The organism is Streptosporangium sp. NPDC023825, assembly GCF_040639575.1.
Taxonomy (GTDB): Bacteria; Actinomycetota; Actinomycetes; order Streptosporangiales; family Streptosporangiaceae; genus Streptosporangium.
In genome coordinates, this window is sequence record NZ_JBFAAE010000030.1 from 70,943 (window position 1) to 85,606 (window position 14,664).

General features: G+C 72.3%; 15 protein-coding genes. 11 read left to right on the plus strand and 4 right to left on the minus strand.

The window, feature by feature from the left end; genetic code table 11:
* The first annotated feature begins 74 nt into the window (after positions 1 to 74).
* Both AB0G15_RS24880 and AB0G15_RS24885 read left to right on the plus strand, forming a co-directional pair.
* A complete protein-coding gene (locus AB0G15_RS24880) occupies positions 75 to 2,531 on the plus strand; it encodes a glycoside hydrolase family 3 N-terminal domain-containing protein (protein WP_362844055.1) in 2,457 nt (818 codons plus the stop codon).
* Positions 2,515 to 3,564 (plus strand): LacI family DNA-binding transcriptional regulator, encoded by a 1,050-nt coding sequence (locus tag AB0G15_RS24885; RefSeq protein ID WP_362844058.1) that lies wholly within the window; start codon positions 2,515 to 2,517, stop codon positions 3,562 to 3,564. Before AB0G15_RS24880 ends, AB0G15_RS24885 begins: the two co-directional genes overlap by 17 nt.
* On the opposite strand, the gene AB0G15_RS24890 is transcribed toward AB0G15_RS24885, so the two are convergent.
* The 3 genes from AB0G15_RS24890 to AB0G15_RS24900 form a co-directional block, all read right to left on the minus strand.
* Positions 3,547 to 4,737, minus strand: a complete 1,191-nt coding sequence (locus AB0G15_RS24890; RefSeq protein ID WP_362844060.1) for a N(5)-(carboxyethyl)ornithine synthase — start codon at positions 4,735 to 4,737, stop codon at positions 3,547 to 3,549. The genes AB0G15_RS24885 and AB0G15_RS24890 overlap by 18 nt on opposite strands.
* Before the next feature lie 111 nt (positions 4,738 to 4,848).
* A complete protein-coding gene (locus AB0G15_RS24895) occupies positions 4,849 to 5,409 on the minus strand; it encodes a DUF4142 domain-containing protein (protein WP_362844063.1) in 561 nt (186 codons plus the stop codon).
* Positions 5,410 to 5,610: 201 nt separating this feature from the next.
* Positions 5,611 to 6,753 carry an ROK family protein gene (locus AB0G15_RS24900; protein WP_362844066.1) on the minus strand — a complete coding sequence of 381 codons (1,143 nt, stop codon included), beginning with the start codon at positions 6,751 to 6,753 and terminating at the stop codon, positions 5,611 to 5,613.
* 105 nt (positions 6,754 to 6,858) lie between these two features.
* Between AB0G15_RS24900 and AB0G15_RS24905 the strand changes: the two genes are divergently transcribed.
* From AB0G15_RS24905 to AB0G15_RS24945, 9 genes are all read left to right on the plus strand, one after another.
* On the plus strand, positions 6,859 to 7,587 hold the full coding sequence (locus AB0G15_RS24905; protein ID WP_362684246.1) for an amino acid ABC transporter ATP-binding protein: 729 nt from the start codon (positions 6,859 to 6,861) through the stop codon (positions 7,585 to 7,587).
* 30 nt (positions 7,588 to 7,617) lie between these two features.
* The gene (locus AB0G15_RS24910; protein WP_362684243.1) at positions 7,618 to 8,535 is read left to right on the plus strand and encodes a glutamate ABC transporter substrate-binding protein; all 918 of its coding nucleotides are present in this window, start codon (positions 7,618 to 7,620) and stop codon (positions 8,533 to 8,535) included.
* Positions 8,535 to 9,179 carry an amino acid ABC transporter permease gene (locus tag AB0G15_RS24915; protein WP_362684240.1) on the plus strand — a complete coding sequence of 215 codons (645 nt, stop codon included), beginning with the start codon at positions 8,535 to 8,537 and terminating at the stop codon, positions 9,177 to 9,179. Before AB0G15_RS24910 ends, AB0G15_RS24915 begins: the two co-directional genes overlap by 1 nt.
* Positions 9,180 to 9,219: 40 nt before the next feature.
* Complete coding sequence (locus AB0G15_RS24920; protein WP_362844068.1) at positions 9,220 to 10,047, plus strand: amino acid ABC transporter permease; 828 nt, start codon at positions 9,220 to 9,222, stop codon at positions 10,045 to 10,047.
* The gene (locus AB0G15_RS24925; protein ID WP_362844071.1) at positions 10,040 to 10,990 is read left to right on the plus strand and encodes an asparaginase; all 951 of its coding nucleotides are present in this window, start codon (positions 10,040 to 10,042) and stop codon (positions 10,988 to 10,990) included. Before AB0G15_RS24920 ends, AB0G15_RS24925 begins: the two co-directional genes overlap by 8 nt.
* Positions 10,987 to 11,733, plus strand: coding sequence for a copper homeostasis protein CutC (locus AB0G15_RS24930; RefSeq protein WP_362844074.1), 747 nt, complete (start codon positions 10,987 to 10,989; stop codon positions 11,731 to 11,733). The genes AB0G15_RS24925 and AB0G15_RS24930 overlap by 4 nt, the downstream gene beginning before the upstream one ends.
* Before the next feature lie 149 nt (positions 11,734 to 11,882).
* A complete protein-coding gene (locus AB0G15_RS24935) occupies positions 11,883 to 12,482 on the plus strand; it encodes a sulfite oxidase-like oxidoreductase (protein WP_362844121.1) in 600 nt (199 codons plus the stop codon).
* On the plus strand, positions 12,452 to 13,210 hold the full coding sequence (locus AB0G15_RS24940) for a ferredoxin reductase (RefSeq protein ID WP_362844076.1): 759 nt from the start codon (positions 12,452 to 12,454) through the stop codon (positions 13,208 to 13,210). The genes AB0G15_RS24935 and AB0G15_RS24940 overlap by 31 nt, the downstream gene beginning before the upstream one ends.
* Entirely contained in the window at positions 13,207 to 13,479 is a 273-nt protein-coding gene (locus tag AB0G15_RS24945) for a DUF6510 family protein (protein WP_362844079.1), read from the plus strand. The genes AB0G15_RS24940 and AB0G15_RS24945 overlap by 4 nt, the downstream gene beginning before the upstream one ends.
* 175 nt (positions 13,480 to 13,654) lie before the next feature.
* Here AB0G15_RS24945 and AB0G15_RS24950 read toward each other — a convergent pair whose 3' ends face one another.
* Positions 13,655 to 14,629 (minus strand): aldo/keto reductase, encoded by a 975-nt coding sequence (locus AB0G15_RS24950; protein ID WP_362844082.1) that lies wholly within the window; start codon positions 14,627 to 14,629, stop codon positions 13,655 to 13,657.
* Positions 14,630 to 14,664: the final 35 nt, after the last annotated feature.

Genomic DNA, 14,664 nt, shown 5'->3' on the forward strand with positions numbered 1-14,664 from the left:
TGTGAGCAGAGCTACCGCAACTCACCGAAATGTTTCGGACAGTTGCCGGGGCGGGTTTTTCTTGAGGAGAGCAGATGACGGCGCTAGATGGGACCCCCGCGGCCGGCCGGACCCTCCGGTCGTGGCAGGACCCGGCACTTCCCGTGGCCGAGCGGGTCGACGCCCTCCTCGCGGAGATGACCCTGGAGGAGAAGATCGGCCAGCTCGGCAGCCGGTGGCCGGGCAACGCCATGCAGGCCGGCCGGGACGGGGAGCCCGAGGAGAAGTCCGAGGGCACGGCGAACGTCGCCCCGCTGCAGGACGTCTTCGCGGCCTCGGGGCAGGTGCCCTTCGAGGAGACGATCCGCCACGGGCTCGGCCACCTGACGCGGGTTTTCGGCAGCGCTCCGGTGACGGCGGCGGAGGGCGCCGCGGAGGTGGTGCGGCTGCAGTCCGAGGTGGTGCGGCACTCCCGGCTCGGCATCCCGGCGCTGGTCCACGAGGAGTGCCTGACCGGTTTCACCACCTACGGCGCGACCGTCTACCCGGCGGCCATCGCCTGGGGCGCGACGTTCGACCCGGACCTGGTGGAGCGGATGGCCGCCGCCATCGGGCGGGACATGCGCGCCGTGGGCGTCCACCAGGGCCTGTCGCCGGTGCTGGACGTGGTGCGCGACTACCGCTGGGGCCGGGTCGAGGAGACCATGGGCGAGGATCCGTACCTCGTCGCGATGCTCGGCGCCGCCTACGTGCGCGGCCTGGAGGGCGCCGGGGTCATCGCCACGCTCAAGCACTTCGCCGGCTACTCCGCCTCCCGGGCGGCCCGCAACCACGGGCCGGTGCCGATGGGCCGGCGCGAGCTGATGGACATGATCCTGCCGCCGTTCGAGACCGCCCTCGTCGAGGGCGGCGCGCGTTCGGTGATGAACTCCTACTCCGACCTGGACGGCGTTCCCGCCGCGGCCGACTCGTGGCTGCTGAACGACCTGCTGCGCGACGAGTGGGGGTTCACCGGGACGGTGGTGTCGGACTACTGGGCGATCCCGTTCCTGACGACGATGCACCAGGTCGCCGCGGACACCGACGAGGCCGGGGCGCAGGCGCTGGCCGCGGGCATCGACGTCGAGCTGCCCGACACGCTCGGCTTCGGCCAGCACCTCGCCGGGCGGGTGCGGCGGGGCGAGCTGCCGGAGTCCCTGATCGACCGGGCCGCCCGGCGCCTGCTCACGCAGAAGGTGGAACTCGGGCTGCTGGACCCGGACTGGACGCCGGAGACGTCGGTGGCCGGGGCGCGGGCCGTGGACCTGGACTCGCCGGCCAACCGGGCCCTGGCCAGGGAACTGGCCGAGCGCTCGATCGTGCTGCTCGACGCGGGCACCGCGCTGCCGTTGCTCGGCGAGGGACGTCCCGAGCCGCGCAGGGTGGCCGTGGTCGGCCCCTGCGCCGACGACCCGCGCACGTTCATGGGCTGCTACGCCTTCCCCAACCACGTGCTGCCCCGCCATCCGGGACTCGGGCTCGGCGTGGCCGCGCCCAGCCTGCTCGACGCGCTGCGGGCCGAGCTGCCCGGCGCCGAGCTGGTCCACGAGCGGGGCTGCGACGTGCGGGGCGAGGACCGCTCCGGCTTCGCCGCCGCGCTCCGGGCGGCCCGCGAGGCCGACGTGTGCGTGGCGGTCGTCGGCGACCTGGCGGGGATGTTCGGGCTGGGCACCTCGGGCGAGGGCTGCGACGCCGAGGACCTGCGGCTGCCCGGCGCGCAGGAGGACCTGCTGGCCGAACTGGCCGCCACCGGCACGCCGGTCGTGGTGGTCGTCGTCTCGGGCCGCCCGTACGCGCTGGGCGGCGTGGCCGGGACCGCCGCCGCGCTCGTCCAGTCGTTCATGCCGGGCCAGGAGGGCGGGGCGGCCATCGCCGGGGTCCTGTCCGGCCGGGTGCAGCCCAGCGGGAAGCTGCCGGTGCAGATCCCGCGCGGCCCCGGCGGGCAGCCGGGCACCTACCTGCAGCCGCCGCTGGGCGCCGACAGCCACGGCATCAGCAACCTCGACCCGACCCCGCTGTTCCCGTTCGGGCACGGCGCCTCGTACACCACCTTCGCGATCGACTCCTTGAGGATCGGCGACGCCGAGGTGCCCACCGACGGCGAGTTCACCGTCTCGGTGCGCGTGCGCAACACCGGGGGCCGGGCGGGTGAGGAGGTCGTCCAGCTCTACCTGCACGACGTGCTCGCCCAGGTGACCCGGCCGGTGCGGCAGCTCACCGGGTTCGCCCGGGTCAGGCTGGAGCCCGGCGCGAGCGCCGTGGCGACCTTCACCGTGCCCGCCGACCGGACCGCGTTCACCGGGCGTGACCTGCGACGCGTCGTCGAACCGGGGGATCTTGAGGTGTTCGTCGGCGCGTCGGCGTCCGACCTGCCCTGCCGGGGCCGCATACGATTGACCGGCCCGCTGCGTCACGTCGGCGTGGGCCGGCGGCTGGTCACCCGCGTGGGCGTGGAACCGGTGCCGGGCTCTTCCGCCACACAGCAGGGAGGAACAGATGCCGGCCAGTCCTAGACGGGCCACGCTGGCCACGGTCGCGGCCTCGGCGGGCGTGTCGATCGCGACCGTGTCGAAGGTGCTCAACGGCCGGGACGACGTCTCCCCGGGCACCCGCTCCCTCGTGGAGTCGTTGCTGGAGCAGCACGACTACGTCGCGCCGCCGCAGCGCCGCCGGGGCGACCGGGGCGACACAGCCGTGCCGGCCACGATCGAGGTGGAGCTCGACGCCGACCTCAACCCGTACTCGACCGAGATCGTCCAGGGCGCGGTGCGGGCCGGGGCCGAGGTCGGCGCGGCGATCGTGGTGAGCATCCGGACGACCGCCGACCGCGCCGGATCCTGGGCCCGCGGCCTGGCCACGGCCGGCCGGCGGGCCGTGATCGCGATCACCAGCGATCTGACCGCCGGGCAGCTCGCCGCCCTGTCCCGCGCGGGCCTGCCCCTGGTCGTGATCGACCCGCTGAACCTGCCGCAGACCAGGGGGGTCACCAGCGTCGGCTCGACGAACTTCGCCGGGGGCCTGGCCGCGACGCAGCACCTGCTCGCGCTCGGACACCGGCGCATCGCCTACCTCGGCGGACCGGCCACCGCCGACTGCGAGCAGGCCCGGCTGCACGGCTACCGCGCCGCCATGGAGGCCGCGGGCGTTCCGGTCCCCCCGGGTCACGTACGGGAGGGGCCCTTCCAGTACCAGGAGGGGGTCGCGGGCGGCGCGGCCCTGTTCGACCTGCCCGAGGCCCCCACGGCCGTCTTCACCGGCTGCGACGACATCGCGCTCGGCGTGCTGGAGGCGGCCAGGGCGCGAGGGCTGCGCGTGCCCGAGGACCTCAGCATCGTCGGCTTCGACGACACCCAGGTCGCCCGGATGGCCTCGCCCCCGCTGACGACCGTACGCCAGCCGCTGCGGGAGATGGGCGGCGTCGCGGTACGTACGGCCCTGCGCCTGGCGGCGGGCGAACGGGTCGACTCCCATCACGTCGAACTCGCCACCGAGCTGGTGGTACGCGGGTCCACCGCCCCGCCCGGCGGCTCAGCCGGCCACGGCTGAGCCGCCGGCCGCGAGTGCCGGGGACGCGTCCTGCCCGCGCGGGTACGGATAGACCGGTGAGCGGTGCTGGAAGGCCAGGACGGCGGGGTTCTGCACGACGCCGTCGCGGATCTCGACGGCCCGCCGGATGGTGTCGTCCGCGTCCCACGCCGCCCGGCCGCCGAGCACCGTCCGCAGGTGCGGCAGCAGGGCCTCGCTGATCTCCCAGGTGGCCGAGTCCCACAGGTACGACGGGCTGTGGTCGACGCCGTAGTAGCGGACGTTGTCGCCCACCTCGAACATCGGGTCCGTGAACGTCGTGGGCCGCGCCCAGCTGAACCCCATCCCCTCGTCACAGGACACGTCGACGACGAGGGTGCCGGGCGCGAAGGCGGCCAGGTCCTCCTCGTCGGCGAACATCAGCGGGGCGCCGGTGTCCTGCAGCACGCAGTTGACGACGATGTCGTGGTCGGCGATGAAGGCCGCCAGCGGTATCCGCCCGCTCTCGGTGAGCGCGTAACTGCGGTTGGGGTCGCCGGCCTCGTGCTCGAAGCGCACGATGCGCGCCGAGTGGATCGGCGAGGCGACCGCGGTGACGTCCCGGAAGGTGAGGAGGTCGATGTCGTTCACGCCGTGCGCGTTGAGCGCCGTCACCGCGCCGCGTCCCGTCGCCCCGAAGCCGATGACGACCGCCCGCAGCCTCCGGCCGTAGACGCCCGTCGTCCCGATGAGCTCCAGGGCGTGCAGGACCGAGGAGTAGCCCGCCAGCTCGTTGTTCTTGTGGAAGACGTGCAGGTTGAACGCGCCCTCGCCGGTCCAGTGGTTCATCGCCTCGAAGGCGATCAGCGTCAGCCGCCGGTCGATCGCGAGCTGCGTGATCCTCTCGTCCTGGACGCAGTGCGGCCAGCCCCAGACGATCTGTCCCTCGCGCATCCCCTCCAGGTCCTCGGCCAGCGGCTTGGGGAGCAGGACGACGTCGCACTCCGCGAGGAGCCGCTCCCGGGGGAGCAGGCCGGCGACGTACGGTGCCAGTTGCCCGTCGGGGACGCCGAAGTGCTCGCCGTAGCCGCGTTCGAGGTAGACGCGCCCCCGGAGATCGGGGGCGATCCGCTCCAGGTGCAGCGGGTGGATCGCCAGCCGGTGCTCGTTCTCCTTGCGTGATCGTGACACGACTCCGAGGCTGAGCTGGTCCATGGGGGCTCCTATGATTGGCTCCCTGTCTAGCACAGGCCCCGATTCGAACAGGCGCCTCGGGCCCCGCCGGCCCTCGGATCCGGGCGGGCCGCGCACGGTTCCCCGCTCGCCTCAGCTCTTCGAGGGGCTGGGGACGGGGGACTCGTGAACATGGAGGAACATGTTCAGGTGGGTCCGCACGACCTGCTCGACGGCGAAGGCGAGTTTCCGCATCCTGGGGTCGGAACTGTTCTCCACCTGCTGCCTCACGAGGATGACCCCGTTGCGGTGGCTGGCGATCTCCATGTCGATCCAGGCCCTGTCGAACTCCGCTCCGCCCAGCGCCATCACCTCTTCGAGCTGCTTGCGCTGGGCCGCGCTGGGCTCGTCGGGAAGCTTGACGCCCATCTCGTCGGCCACCTGCCGGATGAGCCTGTCGAGTCTCATGTGGTCGACGATGAGCTGCTCTCCCAGCTCGCGGACGGCCCGGCCGACCTTCCCGTCCTGGCTCTGGGCCTTCCGCCTGACGGCCAGGCCCGCCTCGATCTCGGCCAGGCTGCCCTGGTGCGCCTTGACGAGGAATTCCCAGTCCTGCCGGCTGACAGGCTCGGGGGCGGGGGGAACGGCGGCACCGGCCGTTCCGGCCATCGCGGCCACGACGATGGTGAGCAGGATGAGCATCATTCGAACCATCGGATCCTCCGTCGGTCGATCCACGGGCAGAGCTGGCGCCTCCCTCCCTTTTATCTATTCACATATGGGTCGATGTGCCGCGATAGGTGGTAAACACTGACAAAAGGACACATTTGGCCCCGTTGGGTAAGAGGGCCCTGCCGTGCTTCCCCGTACCGCCGGTGGTTCCTCGCCCGGGCGGGGCGTGCCGCCCGTGACCCCTCAGCCGAGGACGGCGTCCAGCAGGAGGGAGCCCGCGCCGAGGAGGGCGGCGTCGGGGCCGCCCCGGGTGACGGCGATCTCCAGGTCGCGGGTGGCCAGGGGCAGGCAGCGCTCGTAGACGGCGGCGCGGATGGAGGAGATCAGCGGTTCGGCGGTGGAGAGACTGCCGCCGACGACGATGGCGTCGGGGTTGAGGAAGTTGACCAGGACGGTGAGCACCTCGCCGATGAGGCGGCCCGCGTTCCTGACCAGGGCGGTGGCCTCGGGCACGCCGTCCTCGACCAGGGCGACGACGTCGGCGGGGCGCCGCGTCGCGATGCCGAGCCCGGACAGGGCGTCCATGAGCGCGGCGCCGCTCGCGTAGGCCTCCAGGCAGTCGGGGTGGCCGCACGAACACATCGTGGAGGAGTCGGTCCTGACCCGGACGTGGCTGATGTCGCCGGCCGCGCCCCTGCCCCGGTGCAGGCGGCCGTCGACGATCACGCCGCACCCTATGCCGCTGCCGGCCTTGAGCACCATGAGGTTGCCGAACCCCGGCCACGAGCGGGCCTCGCCGACGGCCAGGAGGTTGGCGTCGTTCTCGACGAGCACCGGCAGGTCGTAGTGCGCGCCGAGATGCTCGGCGACGGGGAAGTTGTTCCAGCCGGGCATGCGCGAGGGGGACACCACCCGGCCGCTGCCCGGGTCGACGGGGCCGGGGACGCCGGTGGCGACGCCGCGCAGCGGGACGCCGGCCGGGCCGTGGGAGAGCAGCAGCTCGTCGAACGCGGCGGCCATCCAGTCGAGGGTCGCCTCGGGGCCGAGCGCTATGTCGCAGGCGCGCTCCTCGACGACGAGGGGGACGCCGCTGAGGTCGAGCAGGCCGAGGCGGGCGTGGTGCGCCCCCAGGTCGGCCACCGCGAGCAGGCCTGCGGTCGGGCTGACCCGCAGCCGCCGGGGCCGCCGCCCGCCGCTGGAGGTCCCCGAGCCCTCCTCGACGAGGAGCCCGGTGTCGATCAGCTCCTCGACGCGGAGGGAGACGCTCGACGCCGCCAGGCCGGAGACGCGGGCCAGCTGGGCGCGCGACTCGGCGTGACCGGTGGCGACGAGACGCAGAAGGTCACCCTGTGCTCCCCGCACCAGCAGCCGCTCTTTGCCTGACATGAACTAGAGGAATACCACGTCTGTACTTACTACGGCAACGTGTTGACTTGCGTGAGAATCATCCGTTACCTTCCGCTTTATCTTCGATTTCGAAGGAAGATGGCAATGATTCAGGTCAAAGGGTTGAACAAGTGGTTCGGTGACCACCACGTGTTGCGCGACATCGACCTTGAGGTGGCGCGCGGCGAGGTCGTCGTGGTGGTCGGCCCCTCCGGGTCGGGCAAATCCACGCTGTGCCGCTGCCTCAACCGGCTGGAGACCGCCGGGTCGGGGGACATCCTCGTCGACGGCGTACCCGCCCCGGTGGAGGGCCGCGAGCTGGCCCGGCTCCGGGCCGACGTCGGCATGGTGTTCCAGTCCTTCAACCTGTTCCAGCACAAGACCGTGCTGGAGAACATCGTGCTCGCGCCGATGAAGGTCCGCGGCGACGGCCGTGCCGAGGCCGAGGCGGCGGCGCGAAAGCTGCTGGAGCGCGTCGGCATCGCCGAGCAGGCCGGAAAACTGCCGGCCCAGCTGTCCGGCGGGCAGCAGCAGCGGGCCGCCATCGCCCGCGCGCTGGCCATGCGGCCCAAGGTGATGCTCTTCGACGAGCCCACCTCGGCGCTCGACCCGGAGATGGTCGGCGAGGTGCTGGACGTGATGGTCCGGCTCGCCGCCGACGGCATGACCATGGTCGTCGTCACCCACGAGATGGGCTTCGCCCGCAGGGCCGCCGACCGCGTGGTCTTCATGGACGCGGGCCAGATCGTCGAGACGGGCGAGCCCGGCGCCTTCTTCGAGGCTCCCAAGACAGACAGGGCCAGGGACTTCCTGGCCAAGGTTCTCACTCACTGATCAGATCGATCGAAAAGGATGGTGGGCCCGATGGTGTCCATGAAGCGGCTGGCCGCTGTCGCCGCTGTGTCCATGCTCGGCCTCTCGGCCTGTGCCGGTACGGATTCGGGAAGCCCGGCCGTACCGGGCGAGGCCAAGGGGAACGACCTGATCGCCTCGGCGCCGGTCGCCGCCGCCGCCGACATCCTGCCCGGCTCCACGATGGAGAAGATCAAGCAGCGCGGCGAGCTGATCGTCGGCGGGTCGCTCGACGCGCCGCTGCTGTCGCAGCAGAACCCGACGACCGGCGAGGTCGAGGGGTTCGACGCGGACATGGGCAAGGCGCTCGCCAAGTACATCATCGGCGAGCCCAAGGTGAAGATCGTCAACTCGGCCTCGGAGACCCGCGAGGCGCTGCTCTCCAACGGCACCGTGGACGTCGTCTTCCAGACCTATACGATCACCCCGGAGCGGGCCGAGCAGGTCGCCTTCGCCGGGCCGTACTACTCCTCCGGGCTGAGCCTCGCGGTCAGGAAGGGCACCACGGGCATCGCCAAGCCCGAGGACCTGAACGGCAAGACCGTCATCGCCGGCGCCAACACCCCGGCCGTCTCGGCGATCAAGAAGCTCGCCCCGCAGGCCAAGATCGTGACGTTCGGCAGCGACCCCGAGTGCATGCAGGCCCTCAAGCAGGAACGCGGCGACGCCTACGTCCAGGACGAGACGCTCCTGGTGGCCAACGCGCAGAAGGACCCCTCGGTCCAGGTCGTCGGCAGCCCGTTCACCGAGGACCCTTACGGCATCGGCCTCAAGCACGGTGACGACCAGTTCAAGAAGTTCGTCAACGACTGGCTGAAGAAGATCCAGGCCGACGGCCTCTGGCAGAAGACCTGGAAGAACTCTCTCGGCACGGTCGTACAGGGTGAGGCTCCCGCCCCGCCGCAGATCGGATCGGTGCCGGGGTCCTGATGTCCGCCCTCCTGGACCACCTGCCCGAGTTCTGGCAGGGACTGGTCGTGACCCTCCAGCTGACCGCGGCGTCCTTCGCCGGCGCCGCGGTCGTGGGGCTCGTGATCACCGCCATGCGGGTCAGCCCGGTCGGCGTCCTGCGCGGGATCGGCACGGCCTACGTGGAGACCTTCCAGAACCTGCCGCTGCTGGTGCTGCTGGTACTCGCCGTCTTCGGCCTGCCCGAGATCGGGCTCAAGGCCGACCTGCTGGTGACGGCCATGATCGTCATCGCGCTCTACGAGGCCGCCTACATCGCCGAGGCCCTGCGCTCCGGCGTCAACGCGGTCTCCGCCGGGCAGGGCGAGGCGGCCCGCGCGCTCGGGCTGACCTTCGGCCAGTCGCTGCGCCACGTGGTCCTGCCGCAGGCGCTGCGCACGGTGATCCAGCCGGTCGGCAACATCTTCATCGCGCTGACGATGAACACCTCGCTCGCCGCCGCGGTCGGCGTCGTCGACCTGACCGCGGCGGCCAACCGGGTGAACCTCGCGGAGGCGCAGCCCATCCCGATCTTCGTCGGGGCGGGCCTGGCCTACGCGCTGATCGCCGCCTGCGCCGGTTTCGTCACCGGGCGGCTCGAACGACGGCTGGTGGTGGTCCGGTGAGCGATCTTCCTCCCGAAGAACGACGGCTGGCGGTGCTCCGGTGAGCAATCTCCTGTTCGACCAGCCGGGGCCGCGCGCCCGCCGCAGGATAAGGATCGCGACCGCGGTGGGGGCGGTCGCGGTCCTCGCCCTGCTGGCGCTGGCTCTGCGCCAGTTCGCCGCCAACGGCCAGCTCGACGCCGACCGCTGGTCGCCGTACGCGACCTGGCCGATGTGGCGCTACCTGCTGAACGGGCTGTGGGCCACCGCGCTCGCCGCCGTCGTCTCGGCCGCGCTCGCGATGGCGGCCGGGCTCGCCCTCGCCCTCGGGCGGCTGTCGCGGCACAGGTGGGTCCGCGTGCCCGCCGCCGCGTACGTGGAGGTCGTGCGGACCATCCCGGCGCTGCTGCTGGTCTACGTCGTGCTGTTCGCGCTGCCCCGCTACGGGCTCGACCTGCCGCTGTTCTGGAAACTCGTGGTGCCGCTGGCGATCTCGAACGCCGCGGCGTTCGCGGAGATCTTCCGCGCCGGGATCCTGTCCGTGGAACGCGGTCAGGGCGAGGCCGGTCTCGCGGTCGGGCTCACCCAGGGCCAGACCATGCGCCTGATCGTGCTGCCGCAGGCGGCCCGGCGGGTGCTGCCCTCGATCGTGAGCCAGTCGGTCGGCCTGCTGAAGGACACCTCGCTGGGCTTCGTGGTCAGCTACGCCGAACTGCTCTACAGCGGCAAGGTCCTGGCGACCTTCAACGGCCTGCTCATCCAGACCTACATCGTCGTCGCGCTGATCTACCTGGTGGTCAACGCGTCACTGTCCAAACTCGCCCGTACCCTCGACGCCCGCGACACCCCGGGGGCCCGCCGGCTCAGAAGGAGACCCGCCCGTGCCTGAACTCGTCCCGCTCGCGGAGGTGGTGCGCTCCGGATTCGTGGAGAGCGTGCACTTCGGCAGCGCCGTCGCCCTGGCGCCCGACGGCGCCGTGGCCGTCGCCAGGGGAGCGGTCGACGCGCCGGTGCTGCCGCGCTCCTCGGCCAAACCGTTCCAGGCGCTGGCCTGCCTGCTGTCCGGGGCGGACCTGCGCGGTCCCGGCCTGGCGATCGCCGCCGGCAGCCACACCGGCGAGGACTTCCACGTACGGCTGGTCGCCGGCATCCTCGCCGGGGCCGGGCTCGGCTTCGAGGCCCTCGGCTGCCCCGAGGACTGGCCGGAGGACGAGGCCACCCGGCACACGCTGATCCGGGCGGGCCTGAAGGCCTCGCGCGAGCGGATGAACTGCTCGGGCAAGCACGCCGCGATGATCGCCGCGTCCGCCGCCTCGGGCTGGGAGACCGCCTCCTACCTGGACGCCGGCCACCCCCTGCAGCGGCGGGTGCGCGCGGTGACCGAGGAACTGTCGGGGGAGAGGGCGGCCCACGTCGCCGTCGACGGGTGCGGCGCCCCGCTGTTCGGGCTGTCGCTGACCGGGCTGGCGCGCGCCGTACGGGCCCTGGTCGTCGCCGAGCCGGGAACCCCGCCGCGCGCCGTCGCCGACGCGATGCGCGAGCACCCCGAGTACGTCGGCGGGACCGGGCACGTGAACACCTCGCTGATGCGGGCGCTGCCGGGGGCGGTGGCCAAGGGCGGGGCCGAGGGGGTCCTCGTCGTCGCGCTCGCCACCGGGCACGCAGCGGCCGTCAAGGTCATCGACGGGAGCCCGCGGGCCACGAGCGCGATCGCGCTGGCCGCGCTCAGGGCGGCCGGCGGGGACGTCGCGGGGGCGGCGGACTTCGCGACCGTTCCGGTACTGGGCGGGGGCCAACCAGTCGGTGAAATCCATGCTTTGGAGGAAAAATGAGTCTTAGCTATGAGATCTGCATTGAAAGCACCGCGGGCGCGCTCGCGGCCGAGCAGGCCGGGGCGCACCGCGTCGAGCTGTGCTCGGCGCTCTTCGAGGGGGGCCTGACCCCGACCCTCGGCACCGTCGAGGCGACCCTCGCGGCGGTCTCGGCGATCCGGGTCCACGTGATCGTCCGTCCCCGGGGCGGCGACTTCATCTACGACGAGTACGAGGTCGCGGCCATGGAGCGCGACGTGGCCACGATCAGGGACGCGGGCGCGCAGGGCGTGGTGATCGGGGTGCTGACACCGTCGGGCGAGGTGGACGTCGAGGTGGCCAAGCGCCTCATCGGCGCGGCCGGGGACCTGTCGGTCACCTTCCACCGGGCCTTCGACATGACCGCCGACCCGTTCGCCGCCCTGGACACCCTCGTCTCCCTGGGCGTCGACCGGGTCCTCACCTCCGGCCAGGACGTCACCGCCCTGGAGGGCGCGCCGCTGATCGCCTCCCTGGTCGAGCGGGCGGGCGACGACCTGATCGTCATGCCCGGCGGCGGCATCACGCCCCGCAACGTGCACCGCGTGGTCGAGGCGACCGGAGCCTCCGAGATCCACTTCGCCGCCCTGGTCGACGCGCCCAGCCCCGCCGTGCACCGCAACCCCCACCCGTTCATGGGCGGCGAGCTGCGCCAGCCCGAGTACAGCCGCCTGATCACCTCCCCGCGCCTGGTCTCCGAGGTGATCGCCGCCTCGGGCACCTGACCCCCGGGCAGCCGGACCCCGCCCCTGGTGACGTGAGACGCGACCGGATGTGATGAGATTCACCTAGTTCTCGTGACTCGCCGGCTCGTGATCGATTCGAGGGGCGGGTCGCGGCTGTCATGATCTGCCGGACAGTGGAGGTGAGCGTCATCGGTATCGTCTCGCCCGGATTCTTCGGCCGCCGCCGCGCCGGAAACCCGGACCTGCCGCCTGGGCAGTACCTCACCGAGGACTTCCCCGTCCTCTCGGCCGGGCCCACGCCCCTGGTCTCCACCGACGACTGGAACCTCGGCGTCACCACCGAGACCGGCGAGGTCGTCCGCTGGAACTGGGCGGAGCTCAACGCCCTGCCCGTGGAGCGGTTCACCGTCGACCTGCACTGCGTCACCAAGTGGTCCAAGCTCGGCACCACCTGGGAGGGCGTGTCGCTGGACACCCTCCTCGACGGCGTGGAGACGTCCGCCGAGTACGCCCTGGCGACCTCCTACGGCGGTTACACCACCAACCTCCCGCTGGAGGACCTTCTCGACGGCCGGGCCTGGATCGCCGTCCGCTACGAGGGCGAGCCCATCACCCCCGAGCACGGCGGGCCCGCCCGGCTGCTCGTACCGCACCTCTACCTCTGGAAGAGCGCCAAGTGGGTGCGCGGCCTCCGGCTCCTCGACGAGGACCAGCCGGGCTTCTGGGAGGGCGTCGGCTACCACAACTACGGGGACCCATGGCGCGAGCAACGGTACTGGGGCGACTGACCTGGAGGGTCGCCACGGTCACCGCCGTGCGCGACGAGACCCCCGGAGCACGCACGATCACCCTCGACGTCCCCGGCTGGCCCGGCCACCTCGCCGGCCAGCACGTCGACGTACGGCTCACCGCCCCCGACGGCTACTCCACCCAGCGCTCGTACTCCATCGCCTCGGCGTCCGACGGGGACCGCGTGGAGCTCACCGTCGAGCTGCTGCCCGACGGCGAGGTCTCCCCGTACCTCGCGCGGGTCCTCTCGCCGGGAGACCCGCTGGAGGTACGCGGCCCGATCGGCGGCTGGTTCGTCTGGCGGCCCGAGACCCCCGAGCCGGTGCAACTGGTCGCGGGCGGCTCGGGGGTCGTCCCGCTCATGGCGATGATCCGCGCCCGCGCCTCGGCCGGGATCGGCACGCCGTTCCGGCTCCTGTACTCGGCGCGCGGGCCGCGCTCCGCCCTCTACCGCGCCGAGCTGGACCGCCAGAGCGCCGACGGCTCCGGTCTGGACGTCACCTACGCCTACACGCGCGAGGTGCCCGACGGCTGGGGGCGCCCGCCCGCGCGGGTCGACGCCGCCCTGCTCGCCGAGGCCGCCTGGCCCGCCGAGCGGGGACCGGCCGTCTTCGTGTGCGGGCCCACCGGCTTCGTCGAGACCGCCGCGGGCCTGCTCGTCTCCGCCGGGCACGACCCCCGTCTGATCCGCACGGAACGCTTCGGCCCCAGTGGAGGACAACGATGAGCCAGGACCACCTCGACGGGAACGCGGCGGGCGGAGCCCTGCGCGACGTGTTCGCCGTCGACCTGACCGCCGCCACCGGCCGGTGCTCCGGCTGCGCGCGGAGCCTCGCGCTGGCCGAGGCGCTTCTCTACACCCACGCCCCGGGCCTGGTGGCCCGCTGCCCCGGGTGCGAGGAGGTCGTCTTCCGGCTCGTACGGGGGCAGGGGCGGGCGTGGCTGGACATGCGCGGCATGACCTGCGTCCAGTTCGAGCTGCCCGCCGGCTCCTGACCCCCGGCCGCCTTTCCCGGTTCCGGGACCGTCGGGCCCCGAAACCGTCGGGAGACGGGATCGCGGTACGCCGGGAGCGCCGCCGGGATCCCTCAGTGCCGGGGCCCGGGCCTTTCCCACCCGGCCGGAGACGTCACTGCCTGGACGTCACTGCCTGGACGTCACTGCTTGGACGTCAATGCTTGACGACCCGGGGGCGGTACGGCTCGGCGAGGAAGGCGAGCTCCTTCTCGGTGAGGGACAGATCCACCGCGGCGACCGCGTCGTCCACGTGCCGGTCCTTGGTCGCGCCCACGATGGGGGCCGACAGGCCGGGCTGGTGGAGCAGCCACGACAGCGCCACCCGCGCGGGGGCGACCTCGCGTTCCCTGGCCACCTGGGCGACCCGGTCGAGGATCAGGCGGTCGTTGTCGGCGTCGTCGTAGAGGGAGTCGATGCGGGGGTCACTGCCCGCCCGGGTGGTCTTCTCCTCGGATCCGGCGCGGGCCAGCAGGCCGCGTGCCAGCGGGCTCCACGGGATCAGCCCGACGCCCTGGTCGAGGCAGAGCGGGTTCATCTCCCGCTCTTCCTCTCGGTAAAGAAGATTGTAATGATTCTGCATCGACACGAACTTTGTCCAGCCGTGCCTCTCCGCGGTGTGCTGGGCCTTGGCGAACTGCCAGGCGTACATGCTGGAGGCGCCGATGTAACGGGCCTTGCCCGCGCGGACCACGTCGTGCAGGGCCTCCATGGTCTCCTCGATCGGCGTGTCGGGGTCCCAGCGGTGGATCTGGTAGAGGTCCACGTGGTCGGTGCCCAGGCGGCGCAGCGAGGCGTCGATCGCGGAGTGGATGTGCTTGCGCGACAGGCCGCCGGAATTGACGCTCTTGCCCATCGGCATGAACACCTTGGTGGCCAGCACGTAGTCGTCCCTGCGGGGGAAGATCCTGGCGAGCAGGCGGCCGGTGACCTCCTCGCTGGCGCCGAAGGAGTAGACGTCGGCGGTGTCGAAGAACGTCACCCCCGCGTCGGCGGCCCGGCGCACGATCGGCTCGGCGGCGGCCTCGTCCAGCACCCACTCGCCCCATTTGGCGGGGTCGCCGTAGCTCATCATGCCGAGGCAGACCCTCGACACCTTCATCCCGGTGGACCCCAGGCGCACGTACTCCATGTAAAACCTCCGGATCTTCAATGCCCTGGACTCCA